This is a genomic window from Amphritea atlantica, from assembly GCA_024397875.1.
Taxonomy (GTDB): Bacteria; Pseudomonadota; Gammaproteobacteria; order Pseudomonadales; family Balneatricaceae; genus Amphritea; species Amphritea atlantica_B.
This window is the reverse complement of the sequence record CP073344.1, coordinates 3,871,375-3,890,856: the sequence shown is the minus strand read 5'-3', so window position 1 is coordinate 3,890,856 and position 19,482 is coordinate 3,871,375. Positions and strand designations below refer to the sequence as shown.

17 protein-coding genes are annotated in these 19,482 nt (G+C 50.2%); 12 read left to right on the top strand and 5 right to left on the bottom strand.

Translation table 11 applies throughout. From position 1 onward, the window contains the following. Nucleotides 1-96: 96 nt before the first annotated feature. Nucleotides 97-378, top strand: a complete 282-nt coding sequence (locus KDX31_17960) for a hypothetical protein (GenBank protein ID UTW03187.1) — start codon at nucleotides 97-99, stop codon at nucleotides 376-378. Between the two features lie 71 nt (nucleotides 379-449). Here the strand turns inward: KDX31_17960 and nudE are convergent, their stop codons facing one another. Then, on the bottom strand, nucleotides 450-995 hold the full coding sequence (gene nudE / locus KDX31_17955; protein UTW03186.1) for an ADP compounds hydrolase NudE: 546 nt from the start codon (nucleotides 993-995) through the stop codon (nucleotides 450-452). 68 nt (nucleotides 996-1,063) lie between these two features. Here nudE and yrfG point away from each other — a divergent pair, with 68 nt between their 5' ends. From yrfG to KDX31_17935, 4 genes are all read left to right on the top strand, one after another. Further along, complete coding sequence (gene yrfG / locus KDX31_17950) at nucleotides 1,064-1,714, top strand: GMP/IMP nucleotidase (GenBank protein UTW03185.1); 651 nt, start codon at nucleotides 1,064-1,066, stop codon at nucleotides 1,712-1,714. After that, nucleotides 1,715-2,125 carry a ribosome-associated heat shock protein Hsp15 gene (hslR, locus tag KDX31_17945; GenBank protein UTW03184.1) on the top strand — a complete coding sequence of 137 codons (411 nt, stop codon included), beginning with the start codon at nucleotides 1,715-1,717 and terminating at the stop codon, nucleotides 2,123-2,125. Between the two features lie 91 nt (nucleotides 2,126-2,216). Beyond that, entirely contained in the window at nucleotides 2,217-3,089 is an 873-nt protein-coding gene (hslO, locus tag KDX31_17940) for an Hsp33 family molecular chaperone HslO (protein UTW03183.1), read from the top strand. Nucleotides 3,090-3,338: 249 nt separating this feature from the next. Beyond that, nucleotides 3,339-4,886 carry a phosphoenolpyruvate carboxykinase gene (locus KDX31_17935; protein UTW03182.1) on the top strand — a complete coding sequence of 516 codons (1,548 nt, stop codon included), beginning with the start codon at nucleotides 3,339-3,341 and terminating at the stop codon, nucleotides 4,884-4,886. Nucleotides 4,887-6,337: 1,451 nt separating this feature from the next. Here KDX31_17935 and ppx read toward each other — a convergent pair. Continuing rightward, a complete protein-coding gene (gene ppx, locus KDX31_17930; GenBank protein ID UTW03181.1) occupies nucleotides 6,338-7,852 on the bottom strand; it encodes an exopolyphosphatase in 1,515 nt (504 codons plus the stop codon). A 178-nt stretch (nucleotides 7,853-8,030) separates the two neighbouring features. On the opposite strand from ppx, the gene trxA reads away from it, so the two are divergent. From trxA to KDX31_17895, 7 genes are all read left to right on the top strand, one after another. After that, the gene (trxA, locus tag KDX31_17925; GenBank protein UTW03180.1) at nucleotides 8,031-8,357 is read left to right on the top strand and encodes a thioredoxin TrxA; all 327 of its coding nucleotides are present in this window, start codon (nucleotides 8,031-8,033) and stop codon (nucleotides 8,355-8,357) included. A gap of 270 nt (nucleotides 8,358-8,627) precedes the next feature. Further along, complete coding sequence (rho, locus tag KDX31_17920) at nucleotides 8,628-9,887, top strand: transcription termination factor Rho (protein ID UTW03179.1); 1,260 nt, start codon at nucleotides 8,628-8,630, stop codon at nucleotides 9,885-9,887. A 60-nt stretch (nucleotides 9,888-9,947) separates the two neighbouring features. Beyond that, the gene (gene ubiD, locus KDX31_17915; protein UTW03178.1) at nucleotides 9,948-11,420 is read left to right on the top strand and encodes a 4-hydroxy-3-polyprenylbenzoate decarboxylase; all 1,473 of its coding nucleotides are present in this window, start codon (nucleotides 9,948-9,950) and stop codon (nucleotides 11,418-11,420) included. Between the two features lies 1 nt (nucleotide 11,421). Continuing rightward, nucleotides 11,422-12,456: a 2Fe-2S iron-sulfur cluster binding domain-containing protein gene (locus KDX31_17910; GenBank protein UTW03177.1), complete on the top strand. Its 1,035-nt coding sequence runs from the start codon at nucleotides 11,422-11,424 to the stop codon at nucleotides 12,454-12,456. Between the two features lie 289 nt (nucleotides 12,457-12,745). Next, on the top strand, nucleotides 12,746-13,462 hold the full coding sequence (locus tag KDX31_17905; GenBank protein UTW03176.1) for an NYN domain-containing protein: 717 nt from the start codon (nucleotides 12,746-12,748) through the stop codon (nucleotides 13,460-13,462). A gap of 408 nt (nucleotides 13,463-13,870) precedes the next feature. Beyond that, the gene (locus KDX31_17900; protein ID UTW03175.1) at nucleotides 13,871-15,214 is read left to right on the top strand and encodes an FAD-binding oxidoreductase; all 1,344 of its coding nucleotides are present in this window, start codon (nucleotides 13,871-13,873) and stop codon (nucleotides 15,212-15,214) included. Nucleotides 15,215-15,929: 715 nt separating this feature from the next. Then, nucleotides 15,930-17,249 (top strand): DUF4935 domain-containing protein, encoded by a 1,320-nt coding sequence (locus KDX31_17895; protein UTW03174.1) that lies wholly within the window; start codon nucleotides 15,930-15,932, stop codon nucleotides 17,247-17,249. Nucleotides 17,250-17,476: 227 nt separating this feature from the next. Here KDX31_17895 and KDX31_17890 read toward each other — a convergent pair whose 3' ends face one another. The 3 genes from KDX31_17890 to dbpA are packed head-to-tail and all read right to left on the bottom strand — an operon-like array spanning nucleotide 17,477 to nucleotide 19,403. After that, a complete protein-coding gene (locus KDX31_17890; GenBank protein ID UTW03173.1) occupies nucleotides 17,477-17,662 on the bottom strand; it encodes a hypothetical protein in 186 nt (61 codons plus the stop codon). 45 nt (nucleotides 17,663-17,707) lie between these two features. Then, nucleotides 17,708-17,986, bottom strand: a complete 279-nt coding sequence (locus KDX31_17885) for a peptidylprolyl isomerase (protein ID UTW03172.1) — start codon at nucleotides 17,984-17,986, stop codon at nucleotides 17,708-17,710. 34 nt (nucleotides 17,987-18,020) lie between these two features. Next, entirely contained in the window at nucleotides 18,021-19,403 is a 1,383-nt protein-coding gene (gene dbpA, locus KDX31_17880) for an ATP-dependent RNA helicase DbpA (protein ID UTW03171.1), read from the bottom strand. Nucleotides 19,404-19,482: the final 79 nt, after the last annotated feature.

The following is a 19,482-nucleotide window of genomic DNA, read 5'->3' as shown; positions in this document are numbered from 1 at the left end:
AGACTAAAGTTAGCTGACAGATGTTACGGAACTGTTAGAATCGGATCATCTTTGAACAGATGACAATCAATACGACTACACAGGCGATAACGGGTTATGGGTAAAGTGTTTCTCTGGATTGCGGCGGTACTGCTGGTGGTATTTACCGTAAAAACTCAGTATCTGACATCGAAAACCTGGGAGCCTTTTAAGCAGGGCTGCATGGCAGGGGGCACGGCAACAGAGGAACAGTGCAGCTGTTTGTCGAACTATGTGCATAAGCATTTCAGTGATAATGAGGTTGAAAAGATTATGCAGGGCACCATCAGCGATCCGGTGATGAGACAGAAAGTCGAAGGCATTGTCCGGGTTGGCTCAAGGGAGTGTAAAGCACCTTAAGCTCTGGTGCGTATATTGCCTCTTACCGGTTGCAGTTAAGGGGCTTCCGGACAGGCGCCTTATCTAGACTTTTATTCGGAGTGCAGTTGCTGTCGTACCATATAGAGTGCAGCAATTGCCCTGCCTTCGGAAAAATCATCCCGGCTGAACAGTTCATCCAGTTTGTTCAGGGGCCAGCGAATGACCTCCATCTGTTCCGGTTCATCCCCCGGCAGGCGGCAGGCAAATAGTCCCTCGGCCATGACCACGGTGATCTTGTGGCCCATATAGTTGGGGGCCGATGTCATCTGCTTAATCACCCGCAGCTGTTCAGCACCAAAGCCTGCTTCCTCTTTGAGTTCGCGGTTAGCCGCCTGCAGGGCATCTTCACCGGGATCAATCAGTCCTTTTGGCAGAGTCAGCAGATAATCTTCCAGTCCAACGGCGTATTCTTTAATCAGCAGTACGTTCTGTTCAGCATCAATTGCCGCGATCATCACGGCGCCGCGACCACGGTTGGCCAGCCGCTCGTAGGTTCGCTCAACCCCATTAGAAAATCGTAGCTCTATCTCTTCCACCTGAAACAGCCGGCTTTTAGCTGTGGCGGTTACCTTCAAAATATCCGGTTTTACAGGCATACTGAATTGTTCCTCGTCAATCAGTGTTAAATCTGACGTAATACTAACCTGCGACTCTGACTTTTTATATGGACTGGACGAATATTGATACGGTGCTGCTTGATATGGATGGCACCCTGCTTGATCTGCACTTTGATACCTATTTCTGGCTCGAGCATCTTCCGGTTCGCTATGCTGAGCTCCACAGTATTGACCATGACGAAGCACAGACCTGGTTGCATAAGCGCATTATGCAGGAGCAGGGAACGCTGAACTGGTACTGTCTTGATTACTGGTCAGAGGAGCTGAATGTCGATATTAAAGCGCTGAAACGGGAGATCAGTGAGCGAATTGCGTTCCGGCCCCATGTACATGACTTTCTTGAACACCTTAAGGAACAGGATGTTCGGCGGGTGATTGTAACCAACGCCCATCAGGATAGTTTGTCGCTGAAGCTGGAGCAGACCGGACTGGACACCTTAGTTGACAGGATTATCTGCTCCCATGATTATCAGATACCTAAGGAACAGCAGGCTTTCTGGCACCGGTTGCAGGAGGATGAGCCCTTTGATCCGGCCCGGACCCTGCTGGTGGATGACAGTCTGTCGGTTCTGGCGTCTGCCCGGGAATACGGAATAGCCTATCTGTTAAGTATAATACAGCCGGATAGTCAGCAGCCCGGGCGTGAGATTACTGATTTTAATGCAATCGGGCATTTTAATGAGTTGATGAAAAAATAGATGAATAAACAGACCCATAATAAGCAGAATAATCCGGATCCGCATGTCCGGCTGGACAAGTGGCTCTGGGCAGCACGGTTCTTTAAAACCCGGGGTGCCGCAAAAGAGGCGATAGAGGGTGGCAAGGTGCATTATCAGGGCCAGCGGGCCAAATGCAGCCGCAATGTAGAGGTTGGCGCAAAGCTGGTGATTCGTCAGGGATTTGATGAAAAAACCGTTATTGTTATGGCGATCTCGGATCAGCGCCGGGGCGCTCCTGAAGCCCGGCTGCTGTATCAGGAAACGGAAGAGAGCATCAAGAGCCGCGAAGAGGGTGCCGCCGTGCGCAAAATTATGCGGGGCAATGTGGCTCCGGATCACCGGCCAAATAAGAAGCAGCGACGTAAGATTATACAGTTTAAGGATCGCTAGATTTGCCGCAGCTATGGTAATATACGGCCTTTCGCCGGGCTGCTTTTTTCTGGCAATGATATAGATATAGATATGGGTTTCGAACAACATCATGAGCAGTTCTGATCAGCTTCAACGGGTTATTTTTGACGAGGCGGACATCCGCAGTGTACTGGCCGGACTTGAACAGAGTTATCAACAGGCAATCGCCAAGCATAACTACCCTGCACTGATTAATATTCTGCTGGGTGAGATGATGGCGGCTGTGAGCCTTCTCAGCGCCACGCTTAAATTTGATGGACGGCTGTTACTGCAGGCCCAGAGTAATAATCAGGTAAAGGTGCTGATGGCTGAGTGTAATCATCAGCGGGACCTGCGTGCCATCGCCCGGTTTGACGGTGAGCTGCCTGAGCAGGCCGGGTTTTGCGAACTGCTACAGGGCGGCCAGCTGGTGATCACCATCGAGCCGGACCAGGGTAAGCGTTATCAGGGCGTGGTACCACTGGAAGGCAAGCGGCTGAGTGATTGTCTGGAAGCCTATTTCAGCCTGTCAGAACAGCTGCCGACTCAGATACATCTGGCCGCAGATGAACAGCGTGCCGCTGGTTTTCTGCTTCAGGTTATGCCTGCCAAAGGCGATTCTATGGCGGACTGGGAACACTTCAGCTGTCTCGGAGCCACCCTCACCGATGCAGAGCTTCTGCAGCTGGACAACGAGACGATAATTCACCGGTTGTTCCATGAGGAAAACTGTCGTCTGTACGATCCTGACTCGCTACAGTTTAAATGTGACTGCTCTCGTAAGCGCACCGCCGATGCGCTGCGCTCGATGACACAGGAAGAGTTAGAGGAGATCGTCCGGGAAGAGGGCAGTATCGATGTCAGTTGTCAGTTCTGCAATGAAGTGTATCGTTTTGATCTGGCCGATATTGCTATGATGTTCTCGGACAGCGCCAATATCGAAGGGTCTGATCAGCTTCATTAATCAACTCCGATTTATAAGTTACTGTTTTAATGTCAGTTTTAGTGCCTGTTGTTTTTTCGTCTCAGGAAGGTTTTCTTTTGCAGCCAAGAAATCTCCGGGTCGATGGTGTTTTGCAGGCTTTTTTGACATAATACGCCTCCTTATAATAACGGCCCCGTTGGTTTTCCGGCAGGAATTCACAAGAACAGGGGTCAGGCAGCTTTATCAGGTAAATTACTTTTTTTGGCTAGACGCCAAGGGAATCAAGCAATGAGCAAAGAAACCGTGAACACTGTACACGTAAATTTGAGCCCGGCTCAGCTAGTTGAAAAAGCCATTCAGCGTGGCGAAGGCACTCTCGCTGACACAGGTGCGCTGGTTGTTAAAACTGGCAAGCGTACAGGTCGTTCTCCGATGGATCGTTTTATCGTTGAGGAAGCCAGTACATCCGATGAGATTCATTGGGGTCCTATCAACCGTCCATTTGATGCAGATAAGTTTGATGCCCTGTGGGCTCGCGTTGAGGAATACCTGGCCGCCCGGGAGCATTTCGTATCCAATGTCCACGTAGGCTCTGATACTAATCATTACCTGCCGGTTGTGATGACCACTGAAACTGCATGGCAGAATCTGTTCGGTCAGAACCTGTTTATCCGCCCGGAAGAGTTTAATCCCAAGTCTAAAGAAGAGTGGCAGATTATTAATGCTGCCAGCTTCGAATGTGACCCTGAGCGTGACGGCACTAACAGCGATGGCTGTGTGATTATCAACTTTGCCAAGCGTAAAGTACTGCTGGCCGGTATGCGTTATGCGGGTGAAATGAAGAAAGCGATGTTCTCTGTGCAGAACTTCCTGCTGCCTGAAAAAGATGTGCTGCCGATGCACTGCTCTGCAAACGTCGGAGAAGATGGCGATACCACACTGTTCTTCGGTCTGTCTGGTACCGGTAAGACCACCCTGTCCGCAGATCCCGAGCGTTACCTGATCGGTGATGACGAGCATGGCTGGGGTAAAGGTGTTGTTTTCAACCTGGAAGGTGGTTGCTATGCGAAAACTATCGACCTGAGCCAGAAGAACGAACCGATTATCTGGGATGCTATCCGTTTCGGCGCGATTGTTGAGAACGTGACCCTGGACGAAAATCGTACTGCCGATTACAGTGACACCTCACTGACTGAAAATGGCCGTTGTGCATACCCTCTGGAGCACGTTGAAAAACGTACTGAAGAGAACAAGGGCGGCGAGCCTAAGGCGATTGTCTTCCTGACTTGCGACCTGACCGGTGTTCTTCCTCCGGTATCTATTCTGTCCAAAGAAGCGGCTGCGTATCACTTCCTGTCGGGTTATACCGCATTGGTTGGTTCAACTGAGATGGGTTCTGGTGGCGGCATTAAGTCGACCTTCTCTACCTGTTTCGGTGCTCCGTTCTTCCCGCGCCCGGCCAGCGAATATGCTGACCTGCTAATCAAGCGTATTGAAGAGTTTGGCAGCCAGGTATATCTGGTAAATACCGGCTGGACGGGTGGTGCTTACGGTACTGGTTCCCGCTTCAATATTCCGACAACCCGCGGCATTATTGCAGCGATCCAGAACGGCGCACTGATCGATGTTCAGACGCAGCATCTGGATGGTATCAACCTGACTGTACCGACCGCTGTACCGGGTGTTGACTCTGCTCTGCTGAATCCTCGTGATACCTGGGCAGACAAAGGTGCATACGACGCCACAGCAAAAGACCTGATCGGTCAGTTCACCTCTAACTTCACCAAGTTTGAAGGTGTTGCTGAATCAATCATCGCTGCAGGCCCGCAAGCTTAAGCGCTGATTGAATGAAAAAAGGCTCCCTCGGGAGCCTTTTTTTTAGAGCAGTCGCTAGTGGCTAGACGCGGCTTCGCCGCTTGCTAGTGGCTAGAAAAAGCGTTCTTAACTTCTTGCGAAGTGTGGGATTGTCTTATGCTTCGTAAGCTATTGCTTTAAAAGCGTAAGTTCAAAAAACAAAAGCCTCGCACCACTCCGTAACTGCTCTTCCTACTGCTAGAAAAAGCGTTCTTAACTTCTTGCGAAGTGTGGGATTGTCTTATGCTTCGTAAGCTATTGCTTTAAAAGCGTAAGTTCAAAAAACAAAAGCCTCGCACCACTCCGTAACTGCTCTTCCTACCGCTAGAAAAAGCGTTCTTAACTTCTTGTGCAGTGAGGGTTTGCTTTGCACTTTGTAAGTGATTGCTTCAAAAGCGGAAGTTCAGAAAACAAAGGCCCCGAACCACTCCGTAACCGCTCTTCCTACAGCTAGAAGAAGCGTTCTTAACTTCTTGTGCGGTGCGGGCTTGCTTTGCACTTTGTAAGTGATTGCTTCAAAGGCGCAAGTTCAGAAAACAAAAGCCCCGAATCGCTCAGTAACCGCTCTTCCTACAGCTAGAAAAAGCGTTCTTAATATCTTGTGCAGTGAGGGCTTGCTTTGTACTTCGTAAGTGATTTTTTCAAAAGCGTAAGTTCAAAAAACAAAAGCCTCGCACCACTCCGTAACTGCTCTTCCTACAGCTAGAAAAAGCGTTCTTAACTTCTTGCGAAGTGTGGGATTGTCTTATGCTTCGTAAGCTATTGCTTTAAAAGCGTAAGTTAAAAAAAAGCCCCGAACCACTCCCTAACCGCTCTTCCTACAGCTAGAAAAAGCGTTCTTAATGTCTTGAGCAGTGAGGGCTTGCTTTGTACTTCGTAAGTGATTGCTTCAAAATCGGAAGTTCAGAAAACAAAAGCCCCGCACCACTCCCTAACCGCTCTTCCTGCAGCTAGAATAAGTGTTCTTAATGTCTTGAGCAGTGAGGGCTTGCTTTGCACTTTGTAAGTGATTTTTTCAAAGGCGCAAGTTCAGAAAACAAAAGCCCCGAACCACTCCGTAGCTGCTCTTCCTACCGCTAGAAAAAGCGTTCTTAATGTCTTGTGCAGTGAGGGCTTGCTTTGTACTTCGTAAGTGATTGCTTTAAAAGCGTAAGTTCAGAAAACAAAATCTCCGAATCACTCCGTAGCTGCTCTTCCTACAGCTAGAAAAAGCATTCTTAATTTCTTATGCAGTGAAAGCTTGCTTTGCACTTCGTAAGCGATGGCTTTAAAAGCGTAAGTTCAAAAAACAAAAGCCTTGCACCACTCCGTAACTGCTCTTCCTAGCAACTAGCAGGCGCGTAGCGCCGTTCTAGCAAGTCACGCTCTTTGTGACGTCTAGCTACTCGCGCCGTTAGCAAAGTCTAGCTACTTGCGCCGTTAGCGAAGTCTGGCTACTTAAACGCCAGTGCATACCCCGCATTCGCGAGATAGCCCGCTTCCTGCTCCAGGTCCGCCTGAGTGAGTGGCTGATGGCTGAGCCAGTTGTCGGGAAATTCAAGCGTCAGTTGATTGTCTTCTGCGCTCAGATGGAAGGCTGGCAGGCGCTCTCTGCTGCGGCTGCGGTTGAGGACAAAGGCCAGTCTCAGAAGAATGGTCAGACGACTATAGTGCTTCGCCTCCCGGGGCAGTAACTGGTCAAAAGTCGACGTTGGAAACTTGCGGCGGTGCCCCTGTACAATGGCGGCCAGCTTAACCTGTTGGCGCTTGGTGAATCCTGGCAGATCCGAGTTCAGCACCAGATAAGCACTGTGTTTATGGTACTGGCTGTGGGCGATTGTCAGGCCGGTTTCGCAGCAGCGGGCTGCCCAACTGAGCATATTGTGATATTCATTATTATCCAGATGCCAGCTTTCTCTGACCTGAGTCAGGGCGATCAGGGCGGTCTGTTCTATCCGCATCGCCTGTTCCTGATCGACACGATAGCGTTGCATCATCGCATTGATGCTGCGTTCACGAACATCTTCGTGGCGCAGGCGGCCGGCCATATCGTACAGCAGCCCTTCTCTCAGCGCGCCTTCTGAAAAACGGATCTCTTTTATACCCAGCGATTCAAAGGCTGCAGAGAGGATAGCGATACCGGCGGGGAACACCGCGCGGCGGTCCTCTTTTAAGCCATCGATTTCGATCTCATCGACATGGTTGTAACTCAGAATTTTAGCTTTCAGCTGCTGCAGTGCTGAGGCGCTGACTTTGTCGGTCGCGTATCCGAGGGTGATACAGGCGTTACGAACCGCTTTAATGGTTCCGGACGCGCCAACACAGTCCTCCCAGCCCAGCTGTCGATAGGTGCGTTTGATAGACAGTAATTCGCGCAGGGCACCGAAAACGGCCAGCTGAAAGTTTTTCTCTGTGATGACACCATCGGGAAAGTAGCGGTTGTTGAAACTGACACAGCCCATCTCAAGGCTTTCCAGCTCCAGTGGTTCAAAGCGTTCGCCAATAATAAATTCAGTGCTGCCGCCGCCAATATCGATGACCAGCCGGCGGCCATTATCACCGGCAAGGGTATGTGATACCCCGAGATAGATCAGGCGGGCCTCTTCAATACCGGCGATGACCTCGATTGAACAGCCCATGATCTTTTCTGCTTCGAGAATAAAATCGTCGCTGTTGACCGCTTCCCGCAGCGCATTGGTGCCCACGATTCTGATCTGCTGCTCGGGAATATCCCTGACCCGCTGAGCAAAACGCTCCATACACTCCAGACCCCGTTGAATTGCTTCGGGCGTCAGCATACGGTTTTCATCGAGGCCCGCGGCGAGCTGAACTTTTTCTGATAAAAGATCGATTGGCTGTAACTCGCCCTGAACGAGTTTTGCGACGACGATATGAAAGCTGTTAGAGCCAAGGTCGATTGCAGCCAGCAGCGAGTACCCGCCTGAGCCGGTGGTTGTTTCCTGATTCATGTGCGTACGCTTCAAAAAGGACAATGAAACCATCTTAACAGATATATGTTGCTGATTAGAGCGCAAACAACCCGGATATTGATGCCTGTGGTATTCCCTGCATATTCACAATCGTTTGATGACAGTGGTATGATCGGTAACTATTAATATTTAGTGAATCTCACTGCAGAGGCTTTTTATGAGTGAAAATATTGTTAACGTGACCGATGCTTCTTTTGAAGATGATGTATTGAAAGCGGATGGTCCGGTACTGGTTGATTACTGGGCTGAGTGGTGCGGTCCATGCAAGATGATTGCCCCGGTTCTCGAAGAGATCGCCAAAGATTACGATGGCAAGCTGAAAGTCTGTAAGCTGAATATCGATGAAAACAATGAAACGCCGCCCAAATTCGGTATTCGTGGTATTCCGACGCTGATGCTGTTTAAAGATGGCAATGTAGAAGCAACTAAAGTCGGCGCTCTGTCAAAGTCTCAGCTGGCTGCTTTCATTGAAGACAGCATTTAAGGCGCATTAATTTACGACATTAGTCGGTAAATACGCAGGGAGTGACCGGGATCACGGTTTGCTCCCTGATTTACTGGACTCTTTTTAACCAACGCATTATAGTGTCATCTCCAAACACCGGATTCTCTTCCAGAACTCTTTTCTTCCAGAACTCTGGATTATTACTCTGGTTTAGAACTCTGATTTCACTTTATCAATTCAATCTGATCTGAATAGTTTTACTATTCCGCTCAAGGCATATTCCTGTCTTCCAACACTACACAAAAACCTATGAATCTTACCGAACTTAAAAAGAAAAGCGTTCCTGAACTGCTAGAAATAGCAAAAGAGATGGGACTAGATAACCTGGGCCGTTCCCGTAAACAAGATGTTATTTTTGCGATTCTCAAGCGTCATGCTAAGAGTGGTGAAGATATTTACGGCGATGGCGTGTTGGAAATCCTGCAGGATGGTTTTGGCTTTCTGCGATCGGCGGAAGGTTCATACCTGGCAGGTCCTGATGATATTTATGTATCTCCGAGCCAGATCCGGCGTTTTAACCTGCGTACCGGTGATACTATTTCCGGTAAAATCCGTCCGCCGAAAGACAGTGAGCGTTATTTTGCCCTGTTGAAAGTTGATCAGATCAACTTTGATAAGCCGGAAAATGCCAAGAACAAGATTCTGTTTGAAAACCTGACTCCATTGTTTGCCCAGGAGCGGTTGAAGATGGAGCTGGGTAACGGCAGTACAGAAGATCTGACAGCCCGGGTGATCGATCTGGTGTGTCCGATGGGTAAAGGCCAGCGGGCATTGCTGGTGTCTCCGCCGAAGGCCGGTAAGACCCTGATGCTGCAGAATATTGCCAACTCAATTAAACGTAATAATCCGGAAGTCCATCTGATCGTACTGCTGATCGATGAGCGTCCGGAGGAAGTAACCGAGATGCAGCGTACCGTTCGCGGTGAAGTGGTTGCGTCTACCTTCGATGAGCCGCCGTCACGTCACGTGCAGGTTGCGGAGATGGTGCTGGAAAAGGCCAAGCGCCTGACCGAGCACAAACAGGATGTGGTTATCCTGCTTGATTCCATTACCCGTCTGGCCCGTGCCTACAACACCGTGATCCCGTCATCCGGTAAAGTACTCACCGGTGGTGTGGATGCCCACGCACTGGAACGTCCTAAGCGTTTCTTTGGTGCCGCCCGGAATATCGAAGAGGGTGGCAGCCTGACCATCATCGCCACCGCACTGGTTGATACCGGTTCAAAAATGGATGAGGTTATCTTTGAAGAGTTCAAGGGTACCGGTAACTCCGAGGTGCATCTGGACCGTAAAGTGGCGGAGAAGCGGATTTATCCTGCCTTCAATATCCGTCGCTCCGGTACCCGTCGTGAAGACCTGCTGACCACTGAAGAAGAGCTGCAGCGGATGTGGATTCTGCGTAAGTTGCTGGATCCGATGGAAGATTCAGCCGCCATCGAGTTTGTCCTTGATAAGCTTAAGGACTTCAAGACCAACGAAGAATTCTTCCTCTCCATGCGTCGTTCCTGATTCATATCTCTGTTCTGAAAGGGTAAGCTTAGCGCTTGCCCTTTTTTATTGCTGAATACTATGTCGAACCTGAAATACAAAGACCTGCGAGACTTTATCCACAGCCTTGAAAAACAAGGTGAACTGGTGCGTATCACCGTCGAAGTCGATCCTGATCTGGAGATGACCGAGATCTGTGACCGGACGCTGCGGGCCGGTGGTCCGGCGCTGCTGTTTGAAAATCCCAAAGGCTATGATTATCCGGTGCTGGCAAACCTGTTTGGTACCCCGAGGCGTGTTGCGCTGGGGATGGGGCAGGAGGATGTCGCCAGTCTGCGTGAAGTGGGTAAGCTGCTGGCGATGCTGAAAGAACCCGAGCCGCCGAAAGGGATGAAAGACGCCTGGGAGAAGCTGCCGATCTTTAAGCAGGTACTGAATATGGGCCCCAAAAAGGTCCGTAATGCGATCTGTCAGACCCATGTCATTGAGGGCGATGATGTCGATCTGGGCAAGATTCCGGTACAGCGCTGCTGGCCCGGTGACGCCGGCCCGCTGGTGACCTGGCCGCTGGTGGTTACCAAAGGACCGTATAAAGAGCGTCAGAACCTGGGCATCTACCGCCAGCAGGTCATCGGTAAAAACAAGCTGATTATGCGCTGGCTGTCGCATCGGGGGGGCGCACTGGATTTCCGCGAATGGAAAGAACAGCATCCGGGCGAGAACTTTCCCGTAGCGGTGGCGCTGGGTGCCGATCCGGCCACTATTCTGGGGGCAGTGACCCCAGTGCCGGATACCCTGTCAGAATACGCCTTTGCCGGGCTGTTACGCGGCGGTAAAACCGAAGTGACTCAGTGTATCGGTAACGACCTGCAGGTGCCCGCCACCGCCGAGTTTATCCTCGAAGGCTATATCGATCCCGACGAGATGGCCGATGAAGGGCCGTTTGGTGACCATACCGGCTATTACAACGAAGTCGACAGCTTTCCGGTGTTCACCGTAGAGCGTATTACCCACCGGCCCGATCCGATCTATCACAGTACCTATACCGGACGTCCCCCGGATGAACCGGCGGTACTGGGTGTCGCCCTGAACGAAGTGTTTGTGCCGATTCTGCAGAAGCAGTTCCCGGAGATTACCGATTTCTATCTGCCACCCGAGGGCTGTTCTTACCGTATGGCAGTGGTGACGATGAAGAAGCAGTACCCGGGCCACGCCAAGCGGGTGATGCTGGGTGTCTGGTCTTTCCTGCGGCAGTTTATGTACACCAAGTTCGTCATTGTCTGTGATGATGATATCAATGCCCGGGACTGGAACGATGTGATCTGGGCGATTACCACGCGCATGGACCCGATCCGCGATACCACCATGATCGATAACACCCCGATCGACTATCTTGATTTCGCCTCCCCGGTCTCCGGACTGGGCTCGAAGATGGGGATGGATGCCACCAACAAGTGGCCCGGAGAGACGACCCGTGAATGGGGTGAACCGATCGTGATGACCCCGGAAGTTAAGCAGCGGGTTGATGAGATCTGGGATCAGTTAGGTATTTAGGGTGACTGAGCGTTATCATATAACGGTTAACGATCAATATGTTATAGAGGCTGACCCCGGGAAACCGGTGTTCGATACGCTGCAAAACGCCGGTTATACCATGCGTTTCAGTTGTCGCAACGGCGTCTGTCAAATTTGTAAAGTGACCCTGTTGCAGGGCAGCATTAAGCAACGATATCCAGAGCTGGAACTGCAGTTAGGTGAAGGCGACAACCCCGCACAGATATTTGCCTGTACCGCTGTGCCGTGTAGTGATATCAGGGTCAGAATTGATGGGCTGTTACGCCCTGGAGAGTTACGAGTGAAAAAACTGGTTTGTGATATCGCCGCCGTTGAGCAGCTAAGCCATGATGTTTACCGGGTGCGTTTGCATCTGCCGGTTACCGGCCGTCATGCCATCGAGTTTCATGCCGGACAGTATCTGGAGATGCTGTTACCGGATCAGCGCCGCGCCGCTTTCTCAATCGGTAGTGCACCGGACTTCAGCAGCGATATCGAACTGCATATCCGCCGGATGCCGGAAGGTGAACTGTCGGTTGCCATAATGGATCATCTGCAGAATAACCCCAGTGTCGAGATTGAACTGCCCAAAGGCGAGTGTTATCTGGAAGCTTCGTCGCTGAAACCCGATACCACGATTATCCTGGCGGCGGCCAGCACCGGCTTTGCCCAGATCAAATCGATAGCCGAGCACCTGCTGGCGAATCAGGTTAAGAACCCGATCCATATCTACTGGGGTGCCCGGGTCGAAGCGGATTTCTACCTGGAAAAACTACCACTGCAATGGGCCCATGAACACACCAATGTGCATGTCCATCTGGTGGTCAGCGAACCCGGCAACAGCCCTGGCTGGGGCGGCCGTACTGCATTGTTACCGGCTGCCGTGGTGGCTGACTTCGATAACTTCGATAACGCACAGATCTTCACCAGCGGTTCACCGGCGATGGTATACGCGCTGCTTGACGCTTGTGAAGAGAAGGGGCTTAAAGAGGTTCAGATACATTCCGACGTTTTTGCCTATGCTCCGAGGCAGTAGGCGTCTTTAGAACGCAACGAAGAGCGCGTTGCTCGTTAGATTGTCGCTGCGCGTTCAAAGCCGTTGCTAGACGTCGCTTCGCGACTGGCTAGACGGGCTTCGCCCTTGCTAGTGGCTAGAAAGAGCGTAAAACTAAAAAAGAGAACTGTTGGTTCTCTTTTTTGTAGGGGCCGCCAGCATGCCCCTCTGGACGCCTCACGGTAATCTGCTCACTTTTATCAGTAATACTTTGACAGCTTTACCGGTGCGGGGATAAGTTGTTAAGTCTATTCAGAGATGCGGTTTTAACATGAGCGAAATAAAGCAAAAGATAGCCCTGTTTATTGATGCGGATAACGCGCCGGCCAGCAAGTTCGTGGATGTGCTGAGCGAAGTGGCCAAGTACGGCGTGGTGACGATTCGCAAAGCTTATGGCAACTGGAAATCGCCCTCACTGAAATCCTGGGAAGAGCTGCTGCACGAGTACGCTATTCAGCCGGTTCAGCAGTATGACCTCACCAAAGGGAAAAACGCCTCCGACATCGCGCTGGTGATCGACGCGATGGATGTCATGTACACCAAAGATATCGATGTGATGTGCTTTATCTCATCCGACTGTGATTTTACCCCCATGGTCACCCGGGCATTAGCCGAAGGCAAAATGGTGCTGGGGTTTGGTGAACGGAAGACGCCATCGCCCTTTGTGAATGCGTGCTCAAAATTCCTCTTTCTGGATCAGCCGGAAGCCGTCGAAAGTGCCAGCAGCGCTAAGCCAAAAAATATCAAATCCGATACCAAACTGATCAACCTGTTGCGTCAGGCGATTGAAGCCACCGAAGATGAAGACGGCTGGGCCGCGCTGGGCCCGGTGGGTGCGAATATCTCCAACAGGACCTCATTCGATTGCCGCAACTACGGCTATAAAAACCTCAGCAGCCTGTTTAAAGAGGTCGATCTGTTCGAACTCAAACGCGGCCAGGGGCGGTCTTTTCTGGTACGCGACGCCCGGAAGGGTAAAAAAGCCTAAGACCGCAACGAAAAAACGCATTGCGTTTTTAGACCGCAACGAAGAGCACGTTGCTCGCCAGATCGTCGCTACGCGACTGGCTAGACGCGGCTTCGCCGCTTGCTAGTGGCTAGAAAAAGCGTAAAAGAAAAATAAGAAGAAGGGGGCTGTAGGCTCTCTTTTTTTGTTGGAGGCGCGTTAGCATAGCCTCTGGGGGCCTCGCGGCGATCTACCTCTTTTTGAGTAATTGAACCGGGTTTTTGTTTCAGGCACACTCAGGTGAATGGGTATTTAAATCAATGACGCTTACTTCATTGATTTTAAAGGTCTCTCCGCGGCACTATCACGCCAAAGGACCGTTGCCATCAAGTGCAGGTTCGATCATTTGGATCTTATTTATAACGCTACGCTAATCTTAAGGCTCTCATTATGATCACCCTGAACACGCCTGTTGCGTTTAATGACCCGCTACCTGATGAAGTTGATGTGGTGGTGATTGGTGGCGGAGTTATCGGTATTTTTTCTGCCCTGAATATCGTGCGCTCGGGGCTTAGCGTGATGGTGATCGAAAAAGGTCGTATTGCCGGTGAGCAGTCGTCACGCAACTGGGGCTGGATCAGACAGCATGGGCGTGATGCCGCAGAACTGCCGATTATGATGGAAGCCTCCCGGCTATGGGAGGCGATGGATAAAGAGGTCAACGGCCGCACCGGGTTTAAGCGGGTCGGGGTGATGTATCTGTCGCAAACTGAAGCGGCGCAGGCGCAACGGGAAGAGTGGCTGAGTATTGCCGCAGCCCATGGCGTCGATACCGTGGCACTGTCCAGCGCTCAGCTTGAGCAACATATTCAACTTGACCCTCGGGCAAAAAACATCTGGGTCGGCGCGACCTATACCGCCAGTGATGCCCGCGCAGAGCCATGGCAAGCCGTGCCTGCTGTGGCTGAATTAGCCCACAGCGAAGGGGTTTTTATCCGGGAAAACTGTGCCGTACGTACACTGGATATCGAAGCGGGCCAGATTACCGGGGTTATCACTGAGGCCGGCCGCATCAGAACATCACAGGTTGTCGTCGCCGGGGGCGTCTGGTCATCCCTGTTTCTGCGCCGTCACGGTATCAATATTCCGCAGTTATCGGTGCGCGCCTCCGTTGCCCGAACCGCGCCGCTGAAAAGCATTACCACAACCAGCTTTGCCGATAAAAAACTGGCGGTGCGCCGACGTAGCGATGGTGGCTATACTATCGCACTCACCGATTCACATGATCACTTAATTGGCCCGGATTCGTTCCGCTTACTGCCAAAATGGTTAAAAACGGGACTGCAGAACTACCACGAGATCAGGCCCTGGATAAACGAAATCGCCCACTCACCGGATGCCTGGCGAGTGCAACGTCACTGGAGCGCCGATGAGATCACCCCGTTCGAACTCACCCGCTTCCTCGATCCCGCCCCCGCCAAAGGTAAGGTCAAGGTGATGCAACAACGCTTCGCGCAAAGATTTCCACAGATTGGCATCCCCCCCATACTGGATGCCTGGGCGGGCATGATCGATGCGATGCCCGATATCGTACCCATCGTCGACAGAGTCCCCGATTTAGAAGGCCTCATCGTCGCCACCGGCATGAGCGGCCACGGCTTTGGTATCGGCCCCGCCTTCGGCAGAATCATCGCTCAGATCGTCAATAAACAAGAGAGTCAGCATGATTTGTCGCGCTTTCGGTTTTCTCGGTTTAGTGATGGCAGCCAGCTCGAAATTGGTCCTAATGTTTAGATCGGCTGTTAGAACGCAACGAAGAGCGCGTTGCTCGCTAGACGGGCTTCGCCCTTGCTAGACCGTCGCTTCGCGACTCGCTAGTCGTTAGAAAAAGCGTAAAAGCAAAAAGAGGAGGGCTATTGGTGCTCTTTTATTGTTGGAAGCGCTTGATCAAAATGGTTTTTGAACCCTTTAATCAGGAGGTCTACTTTATTACCGCAGTAATTCTTTGCTTCTTGTTCCGCTCTCGCTGAGCGGGTCAAGCCTTTTGGGCGCCCAAAAGTCTTAACAATCTAAAACCGTGCCCACTGTTTGGTCGGCTTCGCCGACTTCCCTACGCGTTTCGGTTTCAAATGGGGCTGCGACAGGCGAAGCCTGAACAGCTTCAGCTGGCCCGAAGGGTAGTCAGTTGCGACTATAAACTCGCCCTCAGACAGTCCTCGCCCTTATTCATTTGAAACCTGCAATGCTCGGCTGCACAGAGGGGAAGAGGTCCGTGCCATACTGTTGATCAGATTAATTGAATGGCCTTCCGGTTTAAGGCACACTCAAGGAATGGAAATGTATAGCCCCGCTATACAAACTGATCAATGAGCCCGCTCATTTTCAGTGGACGAGAATGCAGTAGCTGCCTTTTAGCTTTTCTCTTTTCTTAAAGATATGAAATAAGTGAAGTTAGAATGATTTAAGTCTGACCCCATTTGTCGTTAGATAACTGCTAAGAGGGCTGAAAATGAAGAACCAGTTTAAAGCTTTTTACAATCTTGATATCGATACACTAAAGAAAGCTTGGAAAGATGAGCAGGTCATATTTGTGTTTGATGCTAATGTGCTTCTAAATCTATATGGGTATGCAGAACAAACTAGAGATGACTTTTTTAAGATACTTCGGGCGCTAGAAGGCAAAGTATGGATTCCATATCAAGTAGGGTTGGAGTATCAACGGCGTCGTTTAGAGGTTATTAAAAATGAAAAGTCAGTTTTTAATGATATAGAAAGTAATTTAGAAAAAATACAAAATGTTTTTAACGGTGATTTTGAACGTTTGGCTCTAAAAAGAAGATTTCCTAAACTATTTGAAAATACGGAGAAGTTAGAGAAAGAAATATATAGAAGTATTTCAAACTACAAAAAATCTGTAGCGCATTGGAATAGCGAGCAGCCTTGTGTTAGATCCCATGACAAAATAAGGGATCAAATAAATTCTTGCTTCGAGAATAGAATTGGGAATAAACCAGAAGATCAGAACTGGTTGGACGAGTTATTTAAAGAGGGATCAGAAAGGTACGCTAAAAAAATACCTCCTGGATATAAGGATGCTGGGAAATCAGAGAGCGGAGATGAAACACACTTCTTTTTTGATGGATTAAACTATGAAAGACAGTATGGTGACTTGATCCTTTGGAAGCAGATTTTGCATAAATCAAGTGAAGAGAATATTAAAATAGTTGTTTTTATAACGGACGACTCTAAAGAAGATTGGTGGTATAGATTAAATTCAAATGGTAAAAAAATAATAGGCCCTTTAGCTGAGTTACAAGCAGAAATATATAGAGAGTCAAATATCGATTGTTTTCATATGTATAGCACATCAGCCTTTATGGAAGATGGTAAGACAAACCTGTCAATAGAAGTAAAAGAAAGTTCTATTGAGGATGCTAGTGTTAATCATATTAGAGAAAGAAGAGTAATCGATAATGAGAAGTTGAAAGAAATTATTGAAAGATCTAATTTGTCTAATATAAGCGCTGGGCGTCATAAAGAGATTTTGGAGTCGCTTAATAACTCTATGCGACATAAAGAGTTATTAGAGTCGATTGATTTTTCAGAAAGACCCACTAGAGATTATGAAGATTTAATGCGCAGGATAAAATCTAGAAAGCGTGATGTAAAGCACTATAAAGAACTACAGAGTATAATTGATATGAATAGGATTGACCCCGATTTTAGGGTTTTGAATCAATTCCGAAAAAGATCTAAAGGTAACGAACAAGATGATGTGTTTAATAAAGATGATGATAGTTTAAGGCACGATGATTCCGATGAAGATTGAAAAGCTCTTAGAATTCTTCGATGTGTTCGAATTTAGTTATTAAGGGAGATAGATTAATAGAAACGTGTTATTTCTTTGAGTTAAAGCCTGAAATGAACCTTGATTCACCAGCGGCGGCCTCAAAAAAAGAGAGCCTCCCGGCTCTCTTTAATCTTTTGATCTTTAAGCTTTTTCTAGCAACTAACCACTAGCAAGTCGCGAAGCGACGTCTAGCCACTTCTTAGCCCCTAATGAAGCTCCTCATATTTCCGCTGAATAGCCATCAACGCCGGCTGCGCTTCCAGCGGCGCGTAGGCGATGGCCTGATCAAACAGTTCTTTGTTCTCGTCGGAGAGGCGTTCATCTTCATTCATGGCAGAGAGTTTCTGCATCGCTTCAATAAACTTGGGGTGTTGTTTCTTGGCCGGTTTCATAGGAACCACCTCCTTAAGTTGGCGACTTTTATCGCGGCACTGGGCCTAGGTGCGATAGAGGGTCTGAATAAGATGAAAACCAAACTTCGTTTTCACCGGTCCGTGGATCTCCAGTACTTTCTTGCGGAAAACCACGTCGTCGAACGCTTTTACCATGGTGCCGGGCCGGAATTCGCCGAGATCACCACCCCGTTTGGCAGAGTTACACAGAGAGTGTCGTTTTGCCAGACGGCCAAAGTCCTCCCCTTTCTCCAGTTGTTGCTTCAGCTTTTCGGCTTCAGCCTTGGTCTTTACCAGAATATGCCGGGCCGATGCTACAGCCATATTAAAATACCTTTGCTCACACAGTAAAACTTTTTTACAACATTCTGACTTTAAAGCGACGGCCTTTGATCTTGCCGTCGACTAAGCGGCTGTGGGCTTTACGGGCTTCTTCCCGCTTTACCGCCACATAGGCCGCATAGTCATAGATGTCTATTTTGCCCACGGCGCTGCCGTCAATACCGGCTTCACCGGTCAGAGCGCCGAGGATGTCGCCGGGACGTATCTTATCCTTTCGACCACCGGCGATGCAGAGAGTTCGCATTACCGGTTTAACCGGTTCACCCGAGCTGGTTTTTTTCAGGCTGCTGAGGGAATGGGTCTGCAGGGTCTGCGACAGGTATTCGCTGATGGTTTCCAGTTTATAGGCTTCAGAATCGCGGTAGAGACTGATCGCGGTGCCCTCTTTGCCCGCGCGGCCGGTACGACCGATACGGTGGACGTAGATTTCCGGATCACGGGGCAGGTCGTAATTAATGACCATCGACAGATCGCTGATATCCAGGCCGCGGGCGGCGACATCGGTGGCGATCAGGATGGTGTTGCTGCGGTTGGCAAACTGCACCAGCACCTGATCACGGTCGCGCTGTTCCAGATCCCCGTGCAGGGCGGCGGCAAAATAGCCCAGGTTACGCAGGTAGTCTGACACCTCGCGGCACTGATCTTTAGTGTTGCAGAAGATCACCGTGGATTCCGGGCTGAAATGGCTGAGTATGCGTGCCAGCGCGTCCGGTTTTTTGGTCTGCTCCAGGGCGTAGAAGGACTGTTCGATCTGTCCGGTGCTGTGCACCGCTTCTACGGTGACCTCGACAGGATCAACCTGCAGATCGGCGCTGAGCTTTTTGATGCCCTCCGGGTAGGTGGCAGAAAACAGCAGTGTCTGACGCTGTTTCGGGGTATTGCTGATGACGCCTTCGATCTGCTCGTAAAAGCCCATATCCAGCATCCGGTCCGCCTCATCGAGTACCACGGTGCTGCAGCGGGACAGATTCAGTTTGCCTTTGCGGATCAGGTCCTGAATCCGGCCGGGAGTCCCCACTACGATGTGGGCACCGTGTTCCAGTGAGCCGATCTGCGGCCCGACGGACTGGCCGCCACAGAGAATCACCAGTTTTATATTGTCTTTAAACCGCGCCAGACGGCGGATCTCATTGGCAACCTGGGTGCTGAGTTCACGGGTGGGGCAGAGCACCAGTGCCTGAGTACCGAAATCCCGCTGATTTATTTGCAGCAGCAAACCGATGGCAAAGGCGGCGGTTTTACCGCTGCCGGTTTTGGCCTTGGCGATCAGGTCTTTGCCATCCAGGGCATGGGGCAGGCTGCCCGCCTGGATCGGCGTCATCTCGTTGTAGCCAAGGTCAGCGAGGTTGCTGAGCATAGCGGGAGGAAGGTTCAGGGAGGCGAAAGAGGTATCAGACACAGTGTACTCGGGATAAGAATTTAATTGGCGCTCAGTATACCTTATATGGATGTTTATCGCTGCCCTGAAGTGATCGTGG

Coding starts and splice junctions, on each gene's coding strand:
- hslR (UTW03184.1), top strand. CDS start 1,715: ATGAATAAACAGACCCATAATAAGCAGAATAATCCGGATCCGCATGTC.
- KDX31_17935 (UTW03182.1), top strand. CDS start 3,339: ATGAGCAAAGAAACCGTGAACACTGTACACGTAAATTTGAGCCCGGCT.
- KDX31_17890 (UTW03173.1), bottom strand. CDS start 17,662: ATGAAACCGGCCAAGAAACAACACCCCAAGTTTATTGAAGCGATGCAG.
- ppx (UTW03181.1), bottom strand. CDS start 7,852: ATGAATCAGGAAACAACCACCGGCTCAGGCGGGTACTCGCTGCTGGCT.
- KDX31_17885 (UTW03172.1), bottom strand. CDS start 17,986: ATGGCTGTAGCATCGGCCCGGCATATTCTGGTAAAGACCAAGGCTGAA.
- trxA (UTW03180.1), top strand. CDS start 8,031: ATGAGTGAAAATATTGTTAACGTGACCGATGCTTCTTTTGAAGATGAT.
- rho (UTW03179.1), top strand. CDS start 8,628: ATGAATCTTACCGAACTTAAAAAGAAAAGCGTTCCTGAACTGCTAGAA.
- nudE (UTW03186.1), bottom strand. CDS start 995: ATGCCTGTAAAACCGGATATTTTGAAGGTAACCGCCACAGCTAAAAGC.
- KDX31_17895 (UTW03174.1), top strand. CDS start 15,930: ATGAAGAACCAGTTTAAAGCTTTTTACAATCTTGATATCGATACACTA.
- yrfG (UTW03185.1), top strand. CDS start 1,064: ATGGACTGGACGAATATTGATACGGTGCTGCTTGATATGGATGGCACC.
- hslO (UTW03183.1), top strand. CDS start 2,217: ATGAGCAGTTCTGATCAGCTTCAACGGGTTATTTTTGACGAGGCGGAC.
- KDX31_17905 (UTW03176.1), top strand. CDS start 12,746: ATGAGCGAAATAAAGCAAAAGATAGCCCTGTTTATTGATGCGGATAAC.
- KDX31_17960 (UTW03187.1), top strand. CDS start 97: ATGGGTAAAGTGTTTCTCTGGATTGCGGCGGTACTGCTGGTGGTATTT.
- ubiD (UTW03178.1), top strand. CDS start 9,948: ATGTCGAACCTGAAATACAAAGACCTGCGAGACTTTATCCACAGCCTT.
- KDX31_17900 (UTW03175.1), top strand. CDS start 13,871: ATGATCACCCTGAACACGCCTGTTGCGTTTAATGACCCGCTACCTGAT.